The organism is Kitasatospora sp. NPDC024654 (assembly GCF_055559155.1).
In genome coordinates this window covers 1-17,584 of record NZ_JBVHLF010000115.1, presented here as the reverse complement: position 1 = coordinate 17,584, position 17,584 = coordinate 1, and the positions used below count along the sequence as shown (strand labels likewise).

Annotated in this window: 18 protein-coding genes; 16 read left to right on the top strand and 2 right to left on the bottom strand. The window is 71.8% G+C overall.

What is annotated here, in order from left to right:
* Positions 1 to 227: 227 nt before the first annotated feature.
* Positions 228 to 1,004, top strand: a complete 777-nt coding sequence (locus tag ACZ38L_RS35105) for a hypothetical protein (RefSeq protein WP_465701298.1) — start codon at positions 228 to 230, stop codon at positions 1,002 to 1,004.
* 125 nt (positions 1,005 to 1,129) lie between these two features.
* On the opposite strand, the gene ACZ38L_RS35100 is transcribed toward ACZ38L_RS35105, so the two are convergent.
* Both ACZ38L_RS35100 and ACZ38L_RS35095 read right to left on the bottom strand, forming a co-directional pair.
* A complete protein-coding gene (locus tag ACZ38L_RS35100; protein WP_465701296.1) occupies positions 1,130 to 1,648 on the bottom strand; it encodes a GNAT family N-acetyltransferase in 519 nt (172 codons plus the stop codon).
* Between the two features lie 1,145 nt (positions 1,649 to 2,793).
* Positions 2,794 to 3,567 carry a GntR family transcriptional regulator gene (locus ACZ38L_RS35095; RefSeq protein WP_465701294.1) on the bottom strand — a complete coding sequence of 258 codons (774 nt, stop codon included), beginning with the start codon at positions 3,565 to 3,567 and terminating at the stop codon, positions 2,794 to 2,796.
* A gap of 533 nt (positions 3,568 to 4,100) precedes the next feature.
* Between ACZ38L_RS35095 and ACZ38L_RS35090 the strand changes: the two genes are divergently transcribed.
* The 15 genes from ACZ38L_RS35090 (at position 4,101) to ACZ38L_RS35020 (ending at position 17,396) form a co-directional block, all read left to right on the top strand.
* A complete protein-coding gene (locus ACZ38L_RS35090; protein ID WP_465701292.1) occupies positions 4,101 to 4,271 on the top strand; it encodes a hypothetical protein in 171 nt (56 codons plus the stop codon).
* A complete protein-coding gene (locus ACZ38L_RS35085; protein WP_465701290.1) occupies positions 4,271 to 4,537 on the top strand; it encodes a hypothetical protein in 267 nt (88 codons plus the stop codon). Before ACZ38L_RS35090 ends, ACZ38L_RS35085 begins: the two co-directional genes overlap by 1 nt.
* Before the next feature lie 719 nt (positions 4,538 to 5,256).
* Positions 5,257 to 5,817, top strand: coding sequence for a peptidoglycan-binding domain-containing protein (locus ACZ38L_RS35080; protein WP_465701300.1), 561 nt, complete (start codon positions 5,257 to 5,259; stop codon positions 5,815 to 5,817).
* Positions 5,818 to 5,819: 2 nt separating this feature from the next.
* Entirely contained in the window at positions 5,820 to 6,740 is a 921-nt protein-coding gene (locus ACZ38L_RS35075; RefSeq protein WP_465701288.1) for a hypothetical protein, read from the top strand.
* 2 nt (positions 6,741 to 6,742) lie between these two features.
* Positions 6,743 to 7,255 (top strand): hypothetical protein, encoded by a 513-nt coding sequence (locus tag ACZ38L_RS35070; protein ID WP_465701286.1) that lies wholly within the window; start codon positions 6,743 to 6,745, stop codon positions 7,253 to 7,255.
* Positions 7,256 to 7,280: 25 nt separating this feature from the next.
* Positions 7,281 to 9,509, top strand: a complete 2,229-nt coding sequence (locus tag ACZ38L_RS35065; RefSeq protein ID WP_465701284.1) for a hypothetical protein — start codon at positions 7,281 to 7,283, stop codon at positions 9,507 to 9,509.
* A 289-nt stretch (positions 9,510 to 9,798) separates the two neighbouring features.
* The gene (locus ACZ38L_RS35060) at positions 9,799 to 12,030 is read left to right on the top strand and encodes a hypothetical protein (RefSeq protein ID WP_465701282.1); all 2,232 of its coding nucleotides are present in this window, start codon (positions 9,799 to 9,801) and stop codon (positions 12,028 to 12,030) included.
* 277 nt (positions 12,031 to 12,307) lie between these two features.
* Positions 12,308 to 12,604 carry a hypothetical protein gene (locus ACZ38L_RS35055; protein ID WP_465701280.1) on the top strand — a complete coding sequence of 99 codons (297 nt, stop codon included), beginning with the start codon at positions 12,308 to 12,310 and terminating at the stop codon, positions 12,602 to 12,604.
* Positions 12,605 to 12,710: 106 nt separating this feature from the next.
* The gene (locus ACZ38L_RS35050; RefSeq protein WP_465701278.1) at positions 12,711 to 12,914 is read left to right on the top strand and encodes a hypothetical protein; all 204 of its coding nucleotides are present in this window, start codon (positions 12,711 to 12,713) and stop codon (positions 12,912 to 12,914) included.
* Between the two features lie 15 nt (positions 12,915 to 12,929).
* Positions 12,930 to 13,370 carry a hypothetical protein gene (locus ACZ38L_RS35045; RefSeq protein ID WP_465701276.1) on the top strand — a complete coding sequence of 147 codons (441 nt, stop codon included), beginning with the start codon at positions 12,930 to 12,932 and terminating at the stop codon, positions 13,368 to 13,370.
* Between the two features lie 139 nt (positions 13,371 to 13,509).
* The gene (locus ACZ38L_RS35040) at positions 13,510 to 13,995 is read left to right on the top strand and encodes a hypothetical protein (protein ID WP_465701273.1); all 486 of its coding nucleotides are present in this window, start codon (positions 13,510 to 13,512) and stop codon (positions 13,993 to 13,995) included.
* 100 nt (positions 13,996 to 14,095) lie between these two features.
* The gene (locus ACZ38L_RS35035; protein ID WP_465701270.1) at positions 14,096 to 14,554 is read left to right on the top strand and encodes a hypothetical protein; all 459 of its coding nucleotides are present in this window, start codon (positions 14,096 to 14,098) and stop codon (positions 14,552 to 14,554) included.
* Positions 14,551 to 15,402 carry an AAA family ATPase gene (locus tag ACZ38L_RS35030; RefSeq protein ID WP_465701265.1) on the top strand — a complete coding sequence of 284 codons (852 nt, stop codon included), beginning with the start codon at positions 14,551 to 14,553 and terminating at the stop codon, positions 15,400 to 15,402. The genes ACZ38L_RS35035 and ACZ38L_RS35030 overlap by 4 nt, the downstream gene beginning before the upstream one ends.
* A gap of 281 nt (positions 15,403 to 15,683) precedes the next feature.
* Positions 15,684 to 16,559, top strand: coding sequence for a hypothetical protein (locus ACZ38L_RS35025; RefSeq protein ID WP_465701261.1), 876 nt, complete (start codon positions 15,684 to 15,686; stop codon positions 16,557 to 16,559).
* Positions 16,560 to 16,640: 81 nt separating this feature from the next.
* The gene (locus ACZ38L_RS35020; RefSeq protein WP_465701256.1) at positions 16,641 to 17,396 is read left to right on the top strand and encodes a hypothetical protein; all 756 of its coding nucleotides are present in this window, start codon (positions 16,641 to 16,643) and stop codon (positions 17,394 to 17,396) included.
* Positions 17,397 to 17,584 lie beyond the last annotated feature (188 nt).

Below are 17,584 nucleotides of genomic sequence, written 5' to 3'. Positions count from 1 at the left end.
AAGATCATCAGGGGTCGCGTCCGCTGCTTCCCCACCGGGGCGCCCTCCCGCCAGCCCTCAGGTCATCTCATGATCCGAGAACGCATCGGCCCTGGCACCAGCTACGGTCGGAACCAAGAAGGCACCGCCCTCACACCGTATGAGAGGTGCCGACCCGTGCGGCCGTTCCGAAACCCGGTTCGCGCATTTCGGCCCGAACCGCGCTCCGGCCAGGGCATCATGCCGGCATGCAAGTTGAAGCAATATCAGCGCTCGTGGCTTCAGGGGCCGCGCTCCTTGGTGTACCAGCTGCCTTGGTTGTCGGCCTGCGGCAGGCTCGCGCGGCCCAGCGAGCAGCCGAGGTTGCATCGCAAACGGCTCACGATCAATGGCGCGGCAATACGCGGCGGGAAGCCGCGATCACGTTCGTCCTGGCGGCGGAACAGCAACTGGAGACGATCAGGGCCCTCAAGATCGCTGATGAGAATTTCGATCTCGACGAGGTCGCGCAGTTGCGGCGGGAGCTGCTGAAGGCTCTCGCCTTGGTGCGGGTTGAGGGTCCGGAACCGCTTTCAGAGAAGGCTGCCCAAGTCTGGAAGACCTTGAACTCGGTCACACTCGACGTGGTTGGCGACCATCGGAGTCTCACTCCCATACTGCGGTTGCGCTCCGCAGCCGACCAAGGGGAGGAAGCCGCGAAGACGATCCTGAAGGAGATCAACCGCCCGCGGGAAGGCCCGGTCCCGGCAGCAGCTTGGGCTGCGCTGAGGGAGAGCCAGCTGTTGTCTTCTAAAGAGATCTCAGCGCTGGCTCGGCGCACCAGGCGGGACGGCCCTGGGTTGCGGCCGCGCCCACGACCGGCGGTCTCTTTTGGCGACTCGTACGCCCAGGTCCGCAGGGAACTTGGTGAATTCAGTGACTCGATTCGAGAACAACTCGACGCGTCTACCCCTGTCTTGTCGGCTCGCCGAGCCACCACCATTGGGCGGAGGAGTGAGCGCCGCGAACTGCTGTCCCCTGAGTGAGACGGCCTTGCTTACCAGATCGCTACGTGCGGATGGTGGCGGCAACGATGTTGTCGAAGGTTGGCAGACCGAGGAGACCGGCGCGGCGCTGCGTTCGCACCGGGCGTCGAGCCAGTTTCTGGCCGTCACAGGGTTGTGGCGTAGATGCGGACTGGTTGGCCCGAGCGGGATGTGGCCTCCCGCTCGTGGGAGAGACCGATCTTCTCGGCGACGCGCTGGGAGGGCGTGTTGTCCGGGTGGATGATCGCGATGAGGCGCTTCGCGTCGAGGAACTCGTGGGCATAGTCGCGGCAGGCTGCTGCTGCCTCGGTGGCATAGCCGTGCCCCTGACGGTCGGAGCGGACGTGATAGCCGACCTCCAGGTCGGTAACTCCTTGGATTTCTTGGGGTGTCAGGCCGCAGTCGCCGATGAACTCGCCGGTGGCCTGGAGGGTGACCAGCCAGAGCCCGAAGCCTTCCTGCTGGTAGAGGCGCTGGTTCCAGTCGATCCAGGCCAGGGCTTCCTCCCGGGTTTTGGGGCGCGGGTAGTAACGCATCACTTTCGGGTCGCCGAGGAGCGCGGCCATGTCATCGAGGTCGTCTTCGGTCATGTGCCGGAACGCGAGTCGTTGGGTGGGGGTCGGGGGCCGGTGTTGGCGGTTCATGAATGCTCCTTCTTCGGACGTAGGGCGACGTCGGCGGCGTAGGCGGCCCAGTCGCCGGCGGATGCCTTCTGCCACTGGACGGCGACTTGGATGTGGATGCCGAGCCTCCAGGCGAGGATCGCGGCGGGAAGCTCGGTGGCGAGGGTGAACAGCGCGGCGGAGCGGTCTTCCCTGGGTTGGAGGCCGATTTTCTGCAGGCGAATGCCGAGTTGGGAGTCACCGACGGCTGTCCGGGGTGGCCTCCAGGGAACAGCCAGGGCACGTCGTCCGGGGTTCCGATCCTGGCCTTGCCCCGGCGGGTGGCTATGAGGTCGCGGACGAGAGTAGCCAGGGGCACGGGCAGAACGACCGGGGACGTGCCGAACGTGATCTCGACGCGCCCCTCGTCCAGGCGGATGTGATCGACAGCGAGGCGGCTGATGGTGGCGATGCGCTGGGCATAGAGGACCAGCAGGAGGCCCGCGAGCGGGGCCTGACGGCTGGCAGCCAATGCCCCGGACCACGGGCGCCTTCGTCGCCGACAAGGACTCGTTGATCAAGCCCAGCTGGTCCGGCCGGGTGCAGATGCCCGACGGCGAAGAGGGCCTGTGCCGACTTGCCTAGGTGCACTGGTAGGAACTGGTGCGAGACCACGGCGAACGCGCCGTTCTCGGCGGCGCTCCCATGGTCCTGGCCCACCGGGGTCGGAGGAGGCTGCTCGCCTCGGCCTAACCGCTGGAAGAAGGCCGTACGTTCGGCCGGACTCAGCAGCTCGACTGCGCTGTCGAGGGTCTGCTGTGACTCGTTGGTGCACACCACCGATGCGCCCCCTCTGCGCCAGTTGCCCACCGTGGCCGGGGAGATGCCGGGATGCTCCGCGAACCTGCGGACGGACATCCGCAGGCTCTCTTGCAGCACGACGGCCTCGCGCCCGGTCCACCTCTCGACCGCGACCACGATCCCACCCCTCTCCGGCTTCGCCTGGGCCGAGTGTTACACCCCTGGCACACCGGTGGTACAAGCGGGCCTCTTTCTCAACTGCGCTGATCGCCATCCTTGTTCACCAGTGGCGGCCGTGTGGCCGTCCGACAGCGATCGGAAGGTGAGAGATGGGGGCGTGTCAGAACAGGGCCGGAGCGGCATGCGGTCCAGACGGGACTTCGTGTTCATTGCAGGCCGCTAATCGGAAGGTCGTCGTAGACCAGCTCGAATCGGTCCGCAGGAGCCGTGACCTGGAGCAGCTCCACCGGCGTGCCGGCGTCATCAATCAGCAGCCGCTCGATGGACAACGCGGAGCTACCTTGCGGCATGTCAAGGACACGCGCTTCGTCCACGCTGGCTTCCCGATACCTCACTCGCTCGCTGGCCGAACGAACCGTCAGACCGTGCGCGAGGAGAGCTGCCAAGGCTCCGCCGGTGACCTTCTCGTTGGTGTCCAGCCTTGCTTGGCGGGCGGTCCTGATCGGGTACCACGCATGCTGGATCTGGAGCACATCCTTGCCGATCATGGCGTGCCGAGCCCGGCAAACAGCGCGGAAGCCGTCCCCTGCGGTGAGGCCGAGCTTGGCCGCGACGCTCGCCGGCGCCTCGCCCGTGGAGACCTCCACCAGAGCCATCCGGCCGTCCAAACCCTGCTGCGCCGTCGCAGCTTCCCAGGGACCTTGACCGCTGCTGGGCTCCAGAGCCATGCCGTACCGGCTCAAGGGGATCTTGATGACCGTTCGGTCTCGCACGATGTACCCGACGCCACGCTTCACGCGGACATACCCCCGGGTAACCAGGTGGCGGTAGGCCGCGGTGACCGTGGCGTTGGAGTTCCATCCTGCGGCGACCAACTCCCGTACCTGGGGCAGCTTCGCGCCGACGGGATACACGTTGGCGTCGATGTCGCTACGCAGCTCGGCCGCCAGGGCTTCCCACCGGTTCTCCGCCGGAGCCATCGCTTCACCCCCTCTACTAGTGGCTCTTGCAGTGTCGTAACAGTGAACCACACCATGAGTTGTTGCGGAACTACTCGCGATTCATGGACTAGTTACGTAACTAGCTTGACTCCGGATCTGATGGCGTGTCATCGTGGTGATGTCGCCAGCCGGACGGGGTCGCATCCCAAAGGCCGGCGGCGCCCAGCCCAACCGCCTTGCCGATTCCAGGGGTCGCATCTCGGAAAAGCACTGCGGGCCCCGGGGGTCGCATCCCCGAAGCCCGCAGCTCGGCGGTCCACAAACGCCTCAACGTGACTGAGGAGTGAACGCCTTGACCAGCATCCTGCCGTATGCCGGCACCGTCGAGCACATCGGACTCCCGGCCGCTAGCAGCACCCTGTGCTGCTCCGCCGCCCCGAAGGCGGGGTGGTGACGATGGCTGTGCCGCCCCCTGTGCCGCCCATCGACTCCAAGCAGCTCGCTGACGCCACCAAGGCGGTCGGCCGTCTGGTGCTCGCTGGCCTGCTTGGCCGCAAGGGTGGTGGCAGCAAGTGACCAACGAGCAGCTGCGCGCCGCCGCCTCCGGCCTCGGTGCCGAGATCACCTCCCACGTCACCACCCACGGCATGACCGGCCAGCCGCCGGCCGACGCCCAGATCCCCAGCCCCCAGCCGGCCCCGGAGCCGGCCGCTGGTCAGGGCGCGACGGGGGGTGCGTCCTGATGAGCCTGCTCTCCGCCGCCGCCAACTTCCTCGGCTTCAGCACCAGCACCGGCAGCGCCTCGTCCTGCAGCACCTCGACCTCGACGGGCGCGGCGTGGCACTCCGCCCCGCTTCCGTCCGGCGAGCGTGAGCAGCACCCGCCTGCGGCCACCTACGTGGGCGGCCGGCGGGCCTACAGCCCGGACCCCTACGACGGCTCGAACCCGCACGTCGTGCGGAACTTCGGCCACCCGGGCCCGTGGCCCGAGGTGCCAGGACAGCAGTGATCCCCGCGTCGGCACCGGACCCTGATCCGGCGCCGGCTCCCACTCGCACAGCTGCACGGCTCCCCGCCGCCCTCTCCTCGGCCTCTTCCTGGCATGTCCATGCCCTGATGGGGCTCCGGGAGTGGGCGCCGGACCCGACAGCGTCCAGCACCTGATGCACCACCACAAGCACCCGGAAGTCCGGCCCGAGGGGGCTGGCCAAGGAAGTGCCCGTGACTTGAGAACTCAACAGCGTGCCAAGACAGAACGGCCCCGGCGCCGCGAGCGTGACGCCCGCCCGGGGAGCACCACCACACACTCGACTGCTTCCGCAGCACCTTCGGCACGGGGACACCGCCGCCCCGCTCAATCCAGGCGCGATCGACCCGGTCACCAGCCGGGCGATGAGCGGCCGATCCCGCCCCCTGGCACAGGGCGCGGCCGTCACGCACCCCTTCTTCACCTCGAACGCAGACCAACCAGGTCGCCGCCCGGCCAGCCAGGCCGGCGGCGACCACCTGCAGCCCCGCCGCTGGCCTGGGCCTCCCGGTGCCGCCCGCCCAACTGGGGCGCAGCACCGGGAGACCAGAGGAGCCACGGGACCGCCCAGGTCCCCTCCACCACCGTGAAGGGAACAGCACCGTCAACAAGCTCAACAGCACCGCCCTTCGTGCCGTCGTCGCCTCGGTCGCCCTGACCGGCGTGTTCGCGCTGGCCACCGCCGTTCCCGCCTCCGCCCAATCCGACGTGCTCGGCCAGGGCTCGGTCCCCTCGGCGGTTGCGGACCTGCAGCAGCAGCTCAACAGCGAGCTGTCCCAGCTCCCGGCGCTCGACACCGACGGGAAGTTCGGCCGCTCACCGCTGAGGCCGTCCGCTGGTTCCAGGGCTGCGCCGGCATCAAGGCCGACGGCGTGGTCGGCCCGCAGACCCGCGCCGCGCTCGCGCCCAACCGCGGCGGCCGCAAGGCCGACGACCCCGCATCACCGTCGCGGCGCACTGACGGCCCAACACCACCGCGTGCTGCCGCCGGCCTTCCTGGTCGGCGGCAGCACGGGTACCCACCCGCGCCTCTGCCGGCGCGCTTCCGACGACTCCCGACAAGGGGGGAGCACCGTGCACTTCTTCGCCTACTTCTTCGCCACCGCCACGGCCGGCTCCGGTGTGGCGCTGCTGGTCTGGGCCCTCGTGGCCGCCGCGCACCGGCGCAACAAGTCCAAGACCGCCACCCGCGGCCGCTGGAGCGCGCACCACACGGACCCGGCCACCCTCATTGCCGAGCAGATCCGGAAGGCGGCCAGTAGCGATGTCTGACACCGCCACCGGAACCTTCAGCGGCCTGTTCGCCACCGTCGCCCCCGGCCCGGGGGAGGTGGACGCGGTCGAGATCGTCGATGCCGAGATCGTTGAGGACACCCCGCCCGCGGGGCCAGCAAGCCACGGCACTGCCGACTGGATCGACGTCGCGGTGATCGTGGACGTGTCCGAAGCCGACCTGGGGCCGGAGCGGGCGCCGTACTGGTGGGAGACACCGCGGGTGTTCGCCCCGCCCCCGCCCCCGCGGCCGGCCGAGCCACCCACCGTCGACTGGTCGACGACCCCCGCCCCGTCCGCCACGCTCCCACCCTACGTTGCTCCGCAGCCGCAGCCTTACGGCGCGCCGCCGTGCCCGCCACCGCCGTGCAACCCGTGCCGGCCCGGCAGCCTGCCGTACTGCGGCGGCTGCACCGCCAACCCTGCCGGTCCGGTCCCGGTCGAGCTGGTCGCCCCGCAGCCGGTGCCGGTCATGGTGGTGGGACCGCCCGAGCCGCCCGAGTCCTTCTGGGACTTCTCCTGGCTCCAGCTCGCGGCCAACGCCACCGCCGCCGCGGCGGCCGCCGTCCCGGCCTGGGCACTGCACCACTACCTGCCGGGCCTGACCGACGGCTACGGCGCCGATGCGGCGGCCGCGGTCACGATCCTGTGGGGCGGCAAGCCCGCCCTGCGCTCCCTGGCCTGCGCCAGCGCCGCCTACTACGGCTGCCACTGGTTCCACGCCAACGGCCCCACCAGCGCTGCCATCGAACTCGGGGCCATCGCCCTGCCGTTGATCGGCACCAAGCTCGCGAAGGTCTCCATGCTGCGCCGCTCGGCCGTGTGGACCGCCATCCTCGCCGGCTGCTTCTCGCTCCCGGCCGTTTCCGAAGCCCTGACCTGGCTCACCACCGCATTCACCGGAGGACACTGATCATGGACGTCACCCTCGGCACCTACGCCACCGTCTTCGGCCTGACTGGCTGGCGGCTCGTCAAGACCTACGGCCTGTGGAAGGTCGCCCCCGGAAGCCGCAACCACACCGAGCTGCTCCCCTACGGCGCCGGCACGGGCCTTGGCGTCGTCTCGGGCCTGTGCGCCGGAGGCATCCTCGGCGGCCTGGGCTGGCTCGGCTACAAGGCCGGCGCCTGGGGCGGCGAGCTCAGCCTGTGGGGCACCACCGGGGCTCACTCGGCCGCCCAGTTCCACGGCGCCGACCCCACGCCGGTCGGCGGGGGCGGCTCGCTGCTGCTGTTCGTCGGCGGCATCGTCATCGCGGCCATGTGGAAGTCGATCCGGGCCCTCGACAAGCGGTGGCTGCGGCTCGGCTTCATCAACGGCGCCGCCCTGAGCGCCGTCCCGCTGATCACCTACTACGCCAACGCTGGCCTGTCGAAGGGCGGGGACGCCGTGCTGACCGCGCTCAACCACGTCGCTTCCACTCGCTGAACCCGCCAGAAGGGGGACCCCGCCCATGACCATCGACCTGCACACCGAGCCGATCGAGGACGAGATCCTCGAAGGCGAACTCCTGGACGACGACGACCCGGGCCCGCGCCCGGCCGAGCCGGACCCGTGGTGGCAGCGCCAGCTCGGCCACGCCAAGACCGGCTGGGCGGTCCTGAAGGCCGAGCGGTCGGCCTGGCTGTTCGTCACCGAGGACCACCTGACGGACCGGGCGGTCGCGCTCCACATCCTCAACACCCGCTACCGCGCCTGGGAGCAGACCCGCAAGGCGGAACACGGCACCCTCGCCGAGCGCGCCAAGGAGCACACCAAGGCCGCGAAGAAGTCCGGCTTCGCTGCCCAGGCCCAGGACATCACCCCCGCCGCCCACACGGCCGCCAAGCGCGCCGAGCTCACCGCCAAGACGACCGCCGCCCAGTGGGAGCAGAAGGCGGCGGCCGTCCTGGCCCGGGCCTACACCGGGCACGTGCCGGTGTCCCCCGGCGAGATCCACGACCACCGCCGGCGCATGTCCCACTGGCGCCGGGTGCGCCTGGCGCTGATGGTCCTGGGCACCTACGGGCCGGTGTACCTGGTCGGTGGCCTGCACGCGCTCGCCGTGGAGGGCGTGGCGACCGGTGCCGCCGTGGTCCTGAGCGCGTGGGGTAAGGGCGTTTTCAGCAGGTGGCGGTCAGGGCGGCGCGCCGAGCCCGCCCTGGCCTACCCGGTTCCCGCCGGCGCTCTGGTGCTCGCCCTCCCCGAGCAGACCGGCACCGCACCGACCGCCGACCAGGCGACCGGCCAGGGCGAGGACGGCGCCGCGTCCCCGGTGCCGCCCAAGGGCGACCCGTACCCGATCCGACAGGTCCAGAGCGTGCAGCAGGCCGGGGAGTGCATCCACCTGGCGCTGCTCGCCGAGGGTCTGGCGGTCGGTCAGGTCACCGATGTGACCCAGGAGCGGTGGGGCTGGCGCGCCATCGCCCACCTGACGAAGGGCAGGCCCGCCGGCCTGGTCGCCAAGCTGGCGGACCTGGAGGTACTGCTCGGGGTGCGCCAGGGCGGGGTGATGGCCCAGCCGCAGAAGGCCGCCGCCGGATCCGTGGTGCTGCGGGTGATCACCGGCGACCCGTTCGACCCGATGCCGCCGCACCCTGTCTACCCGCCGCGCTCGAACAGCATCCTGAAGCCCATGGTGCTCGGCCCGTCGATGGACGGCGAGCCCACCAGGATCACCCTGGCCGGGCAGAACATCCTGGTCATCGCCGACACCGGCGGCGGCAAGTCCGCGATCGTGCGCGACCTGGTCGACTACATCACCAGCTGCACCGACGCGGTGGCGTGGGACATCGACCCCACCGGCCGCGGCTTCGGTCCGCTACGACGCCTGGCCGACCGCAGGGCCTACACCGAGGAGGAGATCGACGCGGCGCTGGACGCGGCCATCGCCCGCGCCCAGGCCCGCGCCCGCGAGATGGGCGACGACGTCGACAACTGGCAGGTCACCGACGAGTCCCCCGCCGGGTTCGTGATCATCGACGAGCACCCGCAGCTGACGAACAAGCAGAAGCAGAAGGTGATCAAGCTGGGGCGGATCGGCCGCAAGGCCCGGTGGACCGTGGTGCTGATCTCGCAGGACGCCACGTCCGATGTCGTGGGCGACGCCATCGCCGACGCCTTTCCCATCCGGATCATGCTGCCCTGCCGCAAGGCCGACGTCCCGCTGGTCGTCGGCTCGGACACCGCGATCTCCGAGGGCTGGATGCCGCACCGACTCAGCCCCTCCCCCGGCGACTGGGACCCCGCCGACGCCGGCTGCTTCTACATCATCGCGCCCGGCCTGCGCGATCCGATCCTGCGCAAGGCCACCCACCTGGACGCCGCCACCGCCCTGCTGCGGGCCAACGAACGCCTGGCCGCCGGCATGGCAGCGTCCGGCTCGGAGGGCGAGGAGGAAGACGAGCTGCCCGAGGCGCCGGAGATCCTCGCCGTCCTACGTGACGCGTTCGACGCCGAGGCCGCCAAGTACCTGACGCTCGGCCAGCTCCATCCGCACCTCGTCCAGGCCGACCCCGCCAGGTGGGACCGGTGGCAGGACAAGCCGGAGCAGGACCGGCTCCGCGAGATCGGCAAGGCCCTTGCGGCCGACTTCCGACGCGCCGACATCGAGCTGTCCACGGTGCGCCTGGACGAGCTGGAGGGCAGCCCCCGAGGCATCCGGCTGACCGACCTCCAGGACGCGCTCCGCGACTACGAGTGATCGACGCGGCATCGGCTCCGGATCGGCCGACGATCGGTTTCCGATCGGCGCCAAGGCCGGCCGACGGCCGATCAGCATCCCGCCGCAACCGATCGCCTACCGATCGGGAAGCCAATGCTGACCTGCGGAAACCATTCCTGCCGATCAGATCCGCACACCCCCCGAAAACGGCCCTGGCGCCCCCGCTCCGGGGCCGTCCCACCCCTGCCGCTGGCCCGTTCGCCGCCAGCCGCGCCGCCCGCGCGAATCACCACGCACCGTGACCGAGAGAGACAGGAGGTCTCCTGCCATGACCCCGGCCCGCACCACCACGCGGCGCACCCGAACCGCCCCCAAGACCACCGCCAAGAAGATCCCTGCGGCCCGCCCGGCCGCCGTCCCGGAGCCCGCCACCGCCCTCGCCGATGCGCCCGAGCGACCCGCCGCCGACCCGGTGCGGGCCGACGCGGCCGACCGCGCCGCCGACATCCTGGCCGTGGCCGAAGACGGCGCCACCGCACTGCTCCAGCAGGCCGCCGGTCAGCTGACCACGGTGGAGCAGTGGGCGGTGGAGGCCGAGCAGCTGCGCGCCGACGCGGCCGCCGAAGCCGAGCACCTCGTCGAGCGCGCAGACCGACAGGCGGTGCGGATCCTCGCCGACGCCCGACAGCAGGCCGACCAGGTCCTCGCCGATGCCGAGTCGGCCGCGCGGGAGCAGCGCGAGCGGGCCACCAGCGACGCCGAGTCCCAGGCCGGCCTCCTCGTTGAGGCGGCCACCACCCGGGCCAGCGCGCTGCTGGCCGATGCCGAAAAGCGTGCCGAGCAGGTCCGCGGCCGGGCCGCCGACGATGCCCAGCGCATCGTCACCCAGGCCGAGGAGCAGGCTGGCGAGCTGGTGGCCGCCGCTCTGGCGGCCGCCGACGAGCAGGTCGCCAAGCTGATCGGCGAGGCCGAGCGGGAGGCGGCGGCGACCCGTCGCCGCGCGGCCGCCGACCTCACCGACGTCAAGGAGCAGGTCGCGGACGCCCGGCTCGACCTCGGGCGGGTCCGCGCTCGCATTGGGCAGGACCGCGAGCACGCCGAGCAGGACCTGACCGCCCGTCGCCGGCTCGCCGCCCAGGTCCAGTTGGACGCCACCACGGCCGCCGACCGGACCCTGACCGAGGCCGCGACCGCCGCCGAGCAGATGCGCACCACGGCCGTCGCCACCGCCCAGAAGCTGCTGGCGGAGGCGGAGGAGCAGGCCGAGCGGCTGACCGAGGCAGCCCGGACCGCGGCCGACGGCATCCGTGAGGACGCCGAGAGTGAGGCGCGCCAGCTGCGCGAGCAGGCGGAAGCCGAAGCGCGCGAAGCCCGGGAGGAGGCCGACCGGCAGGCCGCGCAGCAGCGCGAGTACGGCCAGCAGGAGATCAACCGGCTGCACGAGGAGGCCCGAGGCTTCATCGCGGAGGAGAAGCGGCTGGCGTCCTCCGCCCGAGGCCGGGCCAACGCCGAGGCCGAGCGGATCACCACCAAGGCCAACAGCGAGGCGCAGCAGATCACCACCAAGGCCGAGGCCCAAATCGCCAAGGCCCAGCAGCAGGTGAACGCGGTCAAAGCCCAGGTCGAGGCGCTGCGCGCGGAGCAGGAGCGGCGCGAGGCGGCCGAGGCGGCCCGCCGTAACGGTCGGCTGCGCCGGGCCTTTCGACGGCTTCGGGCGGCCGCACCGACCCGCATGCAGATCGTCCTGTGGTGCGGAGTGGCGTACACCGCTCAGCACGAGCACGACCTGGCGATGATGGCCGGGGCCGGCACCTACCTGGCCTGGCTGCTGGCCGTCTGCGTCGACGTCTGGCTGGTGGAGGCCACCCGGGTCAAGGCCCGCAAGGAGACCGGCATCGCGCTGCTGGTGGTGATGCTGTGCCAGATCGCCAGCCTGCTCGCCTCCCTTCACCTGCTCGGCGTTCACCAGGATGCTCACGGAGCGTGGCAGGTCGAGTGGGGGCTGGCCGTCCCGCTCGCCATGGTCGTGCCCGTGGTCATCTGGCGCGTGCACGAGCTCGAAGAGCACGCCAAGGGCGCTCACGGCGAGCGGGCCGCGCGCGGGGCCGAGCGGACCCCGCTCACCGAGGCTGAGAGCAGCGCTCACGACGACCCTTCCCCGCGCCCGCCGACCGGCGGTCAGCCGGAGCCCGCCGCGCACAACGCCCTGCTCCCCGGGGCGGGCGCGCACGGTGAGCGCTCACTTGAGCGCGCGATCACCGCAGGTGGTGGGACCAATGGCGCTCAGCCCCCGCTCCCGGCGGCCGCTCCCGTGCGCGCCAGCGCTCAGCCCGAGCAGCCGCTGAGCGACGCCGCGCTCATGTACGCGCGCAAGGCGATCGTGAGGCCGCTGTACGACGCGCTCGGCCGCCGCCCGCGCGCAGTCGAGATCCACGCGGCGCTCACGGCGCAGGGTCTGCTCACCGGCGACCCGGTGAAGACGCGCTCGACGTGCCAGCGGGTGCGCGACGCCATCGAGGCGGACGAGCCCGCGCTCAAGCCCACCGTGCGCTCTGCGTAACCGCAACGCGAAGGGCCCCGGGATGCACGAATCACCCCGGGGCCCAGGCACCAGAGGTGCCGGCGGGCCGGTCTCGTCCCCGGCCCGCCCTCATCCTCCCGCACTCACCGCACAGGTCGAGCCCTTCCCCGCGGTCCGCTCAGCTCGACCCGCCACCGTCCCGCCGTCCCGCCCCGTTCCCGACCCGCACCGCCCACCGGCCACAGCCGGTGGGCGGTCGCGGTCCTCGGGGGCGAAGCCGGCCGACCGGCCGACACCGACACCCAGGAGGAACACCGTGCACTGGCCCGCCACCCAGACCACCCGCACCGCCACGCCGCCCAAGCCGCTGCCCGGCACCTACGCGATCTACCGCGACGTCGACCGCTACCTCACCGGGGAGAGCGGCCACACCAAGATCCGCCGCGTCCTCGACGACCGCGGCCACATCTCAGGAGACCGGGTGCGGCTGCTCGTCCTGGCGACCGAGGAGATCACCGAGTCCGCGCCCGCTACACTCGCGCGTTCGATCCGTCGGAATTCATGCTCGACATCGACACCGCTCCGCTCGACCCCCTCGGCGAGGGAACGGTGATGACCGCCGCCGGCGCCTGGCTCGCCGCCCAGCACCGCCCGAGCGACTCCCCCACCAGCGCCACCGCGCTGCCGACCGGCCACAGCTCCACCGCCGGCGACGACCGGTGAGCCGGGCCGCACCCGGACCCCACCCACACCCGCTCACCCCGGCGCAGCTGCCGCCCGGCACCGACTGGTGGCACACCTGCCCACAGTGCCGCTCCCCGATCCAAGGCGGCCCCGCCGGCCTGACCGCCCACCAGCGCATCGCCCACCGGCCCGACCCGTCCGACCGCCGCATCCCGATCAGCATCCACCTCGACCGCTGAGGAGAACCAACCCCGATGACCGTCATCCCGCTCGACCCCAACTCCCCCGCGTCGCACACCGTGGGCATTGACTTCGACCAGACCTTGGTCGACCACCCCGCCTGGCGCGACGGCGAGGTGTACGGCCAGCCCCTGCCCGGCGCCATCGAGGCCTTGCGCGCCCTGGTGGACGTGAGGTCCGTCTTCGTCTTCACCGCTCGCCACCCCCGCTTCCACCAGGATGTCGCCCGCTGGATCACCCTCCACTCCGGGCTCGACGCGATCGTGGACGATGACCCCGCCCGGGCCTACTGGCTGAGCCGCCAGCAGGTGCTCGTGACGAACAAGAAGTTGGGCGCGGCCCTGTACATCGACGACCGGGCCCTGCGGTTCGAGGGCGACTGGGCCGTCACGCTCGACGAAGCGGCCCGCCGCATCGGCCACGCCCCCGGTCTCGCCGCCGCCCCCGTGTCCTGACGCCTTCGGCCCTCATCGCGTCCGCACCGGACGGCACCCCAGCCGAGCAGCGCTCCACCAGGTCGGGCGACCGACGCCGCTCACGCGGTCGGCGTCGCTCGGCCCACCCCTGCGGATCCCGAATCGGAGAGGAACGATCATGAGCAGCACCGATCTGCACACCACCGCCAGCACGACGGACAGGCCGGCCATCCCCGGCCAGCGCACCGACCACACGGTCACGGGCGCGGGCCGGGCGACCGACGGCCCCGTCCACGGGTACTTCGGCCTCAGCTACGCCAACTACCTCGTCGTCCCCCGCACCCTGCTGCAGTCCATGCCGCGGGACTGGCAGGAGCGCTTCGTCGCCTGCCTGCAGGAGCTGGAGCACGCCTTCGAGCACGTGCCGCAGGCCGAGGCCTACGAGGTGACGGCCGTGGTGGAGCGCAAGGCATGGACGCTGGACGCGCCCGACGCGGCGGCCGCCCGCGTGGAGCGGATCCAGACCGAGCCGGGCGGGCCGGTGCTCTACTTCCGCGACGGCGTCCAGATCGACTCCGACGACCTGGTCCCGGTCCCGGCCCAGGACACCGTGCCGCACTACAACCGCGGCCGCACCTACATCCCGCCGGCCACCGACCGCTAACTGCGCGCCCCGCCGGGAGCACCACTCGCACCCGGCGGGGCGCGCACCACCTCCCCCAGCCCGGCACGGCCAATCACCGACCAGACAAGGACCCCCAGACATGAACAGCAACCTCCCCGCCCCTCCCCCGACCGTCCGGCCCACCTCCATGACCGTCGCCGACCTGCGCCGGGCCCTTGACGGCGTCCCCGACCACATCCCGGTCCTGGCCGCGATCTCCGACCCGTACAACCACGACCTGACCGACGAGGTCGAGATCGTGGCTGTGGGGTTCGACGGCGCGCTGGTCATCGAACTCCACGCCACCTCCCCCGCGCAGCCGGCGCTGCCGCTCGCCGGCCCGGACCTGTTCGCCGCTTACGAGGGCATCGCCCTGCTTGCCCAGGCCCATGCCGACAGCACCGTCGCGTTCACCGCCGGCCTGATCAACGGCATCGCCCCGGGCGCCGTGGAGGCGCTGAGCGTCCAGTTCCGGCAGCTGGCGGTGCTCGCCGCGCCGCTGCAGGGCACCGCCTACCCCCGCGCCTACGCGGCCGCTCGGGCCGAGGGCGCGCAGTGATCGGCGCGACCGGCCGCACGCTGACCGAACTCGGCCTGCCACAGCGCTGCCTGGTAGTCCTCATCGGCTGCTCGGGCTCGGGAAAGTCGACGCTGACCGCCGCCTTCGATCCGGACGACGTCCTCAGCGCGGACCACCTGCGCGGCGTGGTCGCCGGAGACCGCAGTGACCAGAGCGCGAGCAAGGAAGCGTGGCAGATCCTCCACACCCAGCTCGCCGCCCGGATGGCACGACGCCTCGCAACCGTCGTCGACGGAGTCAACACCGACAAGTGGGTCCGCGCGGAGCTGACCGGGCGGGCCCGCCGGCACCAGGTGCCCACCGCGGCGCTGGTCCTGGACACCCCCCTCGTCGTCGCGCAGGCCCGCAACGCCCGACGACCGCCCAACCGCCGGGTCCCCGCCGACACGATCGCGAACCAGCTCGCTCAGCTCGCCGTGGACCGCCCCGGTCTGACCGAGGAGTTCGACCACGTCCTCGCCGCCCACACCCTTCCCATCCTCACCAGCCTCCTGCGCCGCCAGGCCGAGCGCGAGCAGGCGAGCACCGACGTAGCCGGCGAAGCCCGGCGCGTCTTCGGGGAGCACCTGGCCGGCCTGTTCACCTGGGACACCCCCGGCGACGACCACACGGTCACCGGCATCTTCGCCGTCGCCGACGGCGCGATCAGCGTGCGCTGGAACCTGGACGGCGACCCCTGGAGCACCGGATTCCAGGCCGAAGTGCTCTGCAGCCCGACATGCCCCGGCTCGGCCTGGATCCCGGTGCGCAGCGCCAGCGACCTGCTGGCCGCCTACGAGGGCAGGGCCCTGCACGAACCCTGCTGCCAGACCTGCGAGCCCGACTGACCCTCCGCCGCAGCATCAAGGGCAGGACCCGGCGGCCATCAAGGTGCCTAACGGGCCATCAAGAGGTCCGAACCGGCACCTTGATGGCGCAGGTCAGAGCACTGCGGACACTTTGATGGCCGCCGATGCGAAACCGTGACCTTCCGCCCCCTCGATCATCAATGGATCCGTCAAGGAACGGGGGGTTCACTCCTGCGACACCCGCGGCCGCGCGCCGCCCGGTCCTCCGCCAGGCACCGGGTACCGCCCGGCCGCCACCGCTTCCAAGACTGGACACGCCCATGAACTCCACCCTGCCCCCGCACCGCCGGTTCCTGCTGGTCGCGGTCGAGAAGGCCGAGCAGCTCTCCTTCCTCACGACCAGCGCGGGCGCCGGCTTCCTCGCCTTCCGCGCGCTCGGCCACCACGTGCCGAACGATCTGCACCTCACCCTCACCCTGGTCGCCGGAGCGGGGACGGGGATCCTCACCGAGGAACTCTGCAGCTCGCTGTTCGGCTCGCTGAAGCAGCGCCTTCGCCCGCAGCCGCAGCCGCCGCTGCTCCCCATCCCCACCCCTGTCGCGCCCGCCCGGACCACCGAGCCGGAGGCCATCGAGACGGACGAGCAGCCCGAGCCGCTCTCGATGGACGAGATCGCCGCCGCGGCCTGCTCCTCCTCCGCGTACGCCGCCTCCACCTACTCCAGCAGCATCCTGGGCACCATCGGGGACCGGCGCAGGCAGTGGACCGGCGCGGTCGACGGATCGGCCACCTGCAACCTCCCGTTCGGCGCGGTGCTCCACTACCGACCCGCCCGGGAGATCAACGGCGTCCGGGTGAACGCCGAGTGGGACCAGCGCTACGTCCTCGCCGCCGCCGGCGAGGAAGCGATCGTCCGCAACGGCGCCGACCTCTACGACATGCTCCAGCGCCTGGCCGACGGCAAGCAGCTGCACCAGGACATCCCGGACCCCTGCACATCGTGGGGGCTCGACGACGACCTTCCCGACGACGACCTGCCGTTCGTAGAGATCGCCCCGGCGCGGCCGGCCCGCGTTCCGGCCCGTCGTCCTGCGGCCAAGAAGACCACCAGCCGCAAGGCCCCGACGCGCAAGGGGACCGCCGAGTCGGCGGCGTCGGACAGCGCGGCGCAGCCGGCTGTCCCCGAGGACCGCTGACAGCACCCCAACGCCCGGCGGGGTACGTCTCCGCCGGGCCCGACCACCCAACCGCTCCCATACGCAAGGAGAGCCCCTTCGATGAACCCGCCCACCAGCGCACCGGTCATCGCCACCCCGATCACCTCGGACCACGATCCCGACCAGATCGCCGACACCGTGCTGGTGCTCGCCGAAGCGCACCTGCCGATCGACTTCGTGGTCGACGCCGGGCCCGTCCGCTACTGGCCCGATCCGATCACCACGGCTCGGCAGGACCCCGCAGCGCTGGACGCCTACCCCGACGCCCCGTCGGTCGGCCGGCTGATCCTGGAGTACGCGACGGCCCACCACCACTGGTGGCAGTCCGACCTCGCCGCCAAGCGCACACCCGGCATCGTCTCCACCGAGCAACTGTGCGACCGCGAACGCGCCGCCCTGCTCCCCTACGCCGTCGCCCTGGACATCGTCGCCCTCCAGAGCACCCACGACATCCACAGCGCCGCCCAGTGCGCCAAGGCCGCGAACACCCTGCGCCGCCTGACCGGACTCCCCGCCGCGCCGAGCGAGCAGGCCCGAGCCTGGCTGCGCCTCACCTACGCCTGCCGCCCGCACCCCTTCGACTGCGCGGGCGGCTGCGAAGGCACCGGCGAGTCGGTACAGATCGTCACCTGGCAGGACGACGGCGAGCCGCTCCACCAGGAGCCGATGCCCTGCTACCGCGGCGGCCCGCGCCCCACCCACCCGCAGGCCTGCGCATGTGGCGGCAGCGGGTACACCTACGGGCGCGGGGAACGGAACCTGTGCCTGGGCGCCTTCGAGGACCCCGATCTCGGCACGGCGGCGCCACGCTCGTGACGGACCGACCGGCTACGCTCGCCGCCGGGCCTCGCGCGCGGCGGGCACCCGCGACACCGCACTCACCAACTTCGACAGGAGCCACACCATGGACCTGAGAGTGCGGTTCGCGCCGTGATGCCCGATTCGCGATGAGGTCTGGGTGAGGTGCCCTGCTCAGTGGGGTGGGCCGGCGCTCAAGGGCGAGG

Coding starts and splice junctions, on each gene's coding strand:
- ACZ38L_RS35105 (WP_465701298.1), top strand. CDS start 228: ATGCAAGTTGAAGCAATATCAGCGCTCGTGGCTTCAGGGGCCGCGCTC.
- ACZ38L_RS35100 (WP_465701296.1), bottom strand. CDS start 1,648: ATGAACCGCCAACACCGGCCCCCGACCCCCACCCAACGACTCGCGTTC.
- ACZ38L_RS35095 (WP_465701294.1), bottom strand. CDS start 3,567: ATGGCTCCGGCGGAGAACCGGTGGGAAGCCCTGGCGGCCGAGCTGCGT.
- ACZ38L_RS35085 (WP_465701290.1), top strand. CDS start 4,271: ATGAGCCTGCTCTCCGCCGCCGCCAACTTCCTCGGCTTCAGCACCAGC.
- ACZ38L_RS35075 (WP_465701288.1), top strand. CDS start 5,820: ATGTCTGACACCGCCACCGGAACCTTCAGCGGCCTGTTCGCCACCGTC.
- ACZ38L_RS35070 (WP_465701286.1), top strand. CDS start 6,743: ATGGACGTCACCCTCGGCACCTACGCCACCGTCTTCGGCCTGACTGGC.
- ACZ38L_RS35065 (WP_465701284.1), top strand. CDS start 7,281: ATGACCATCGACCTGCACACCGAGCCGATCGAGGACGAGATCCTCGAA.
- ACZ38L_RS35060 (WP_465701282.1), top strand. CDS start 9,799: ATGACCCCGGCCCGCACCACCACGCGGCGCACCCGAACCGCCCCCAAG.
- ACZ38L_RS35045 (WP_465701276.1), top strand. CDS start 12,930: ATGACCGTCATCCCGCTCGACCCCAACTCCCCCGCGTCGCACACCGTG.
- ACZ38L_RS35040 (WP_465701273.1), top strand. CDS start 13,510: ATGAGCAGCACCGATCTGCACACCACCGCCAGCACGACGGACAGGCCG.
- ACZ38L_RS35035 (WP_465701270.1), top strand. CDS start 14,096: ATGAACAGCAACCTCCCCGCCCCTCCCCCGACCGTCCGGCCCACCTCC.
- ACZ38L_RS35025 (WP_465701261.1), top strand. CDS start 15,684: ATGAACTCCACCCTGCCCCCGCACCGCCGGTTCCTGCTGGTCGCGGTC.
- ACZ38L_RS35020 (WP_465701256.1), top strand. CDS start 16,641: ATGAACCCGCCCACCAGCGCACCGGTCATCGCCACCCCGATCACCTCG.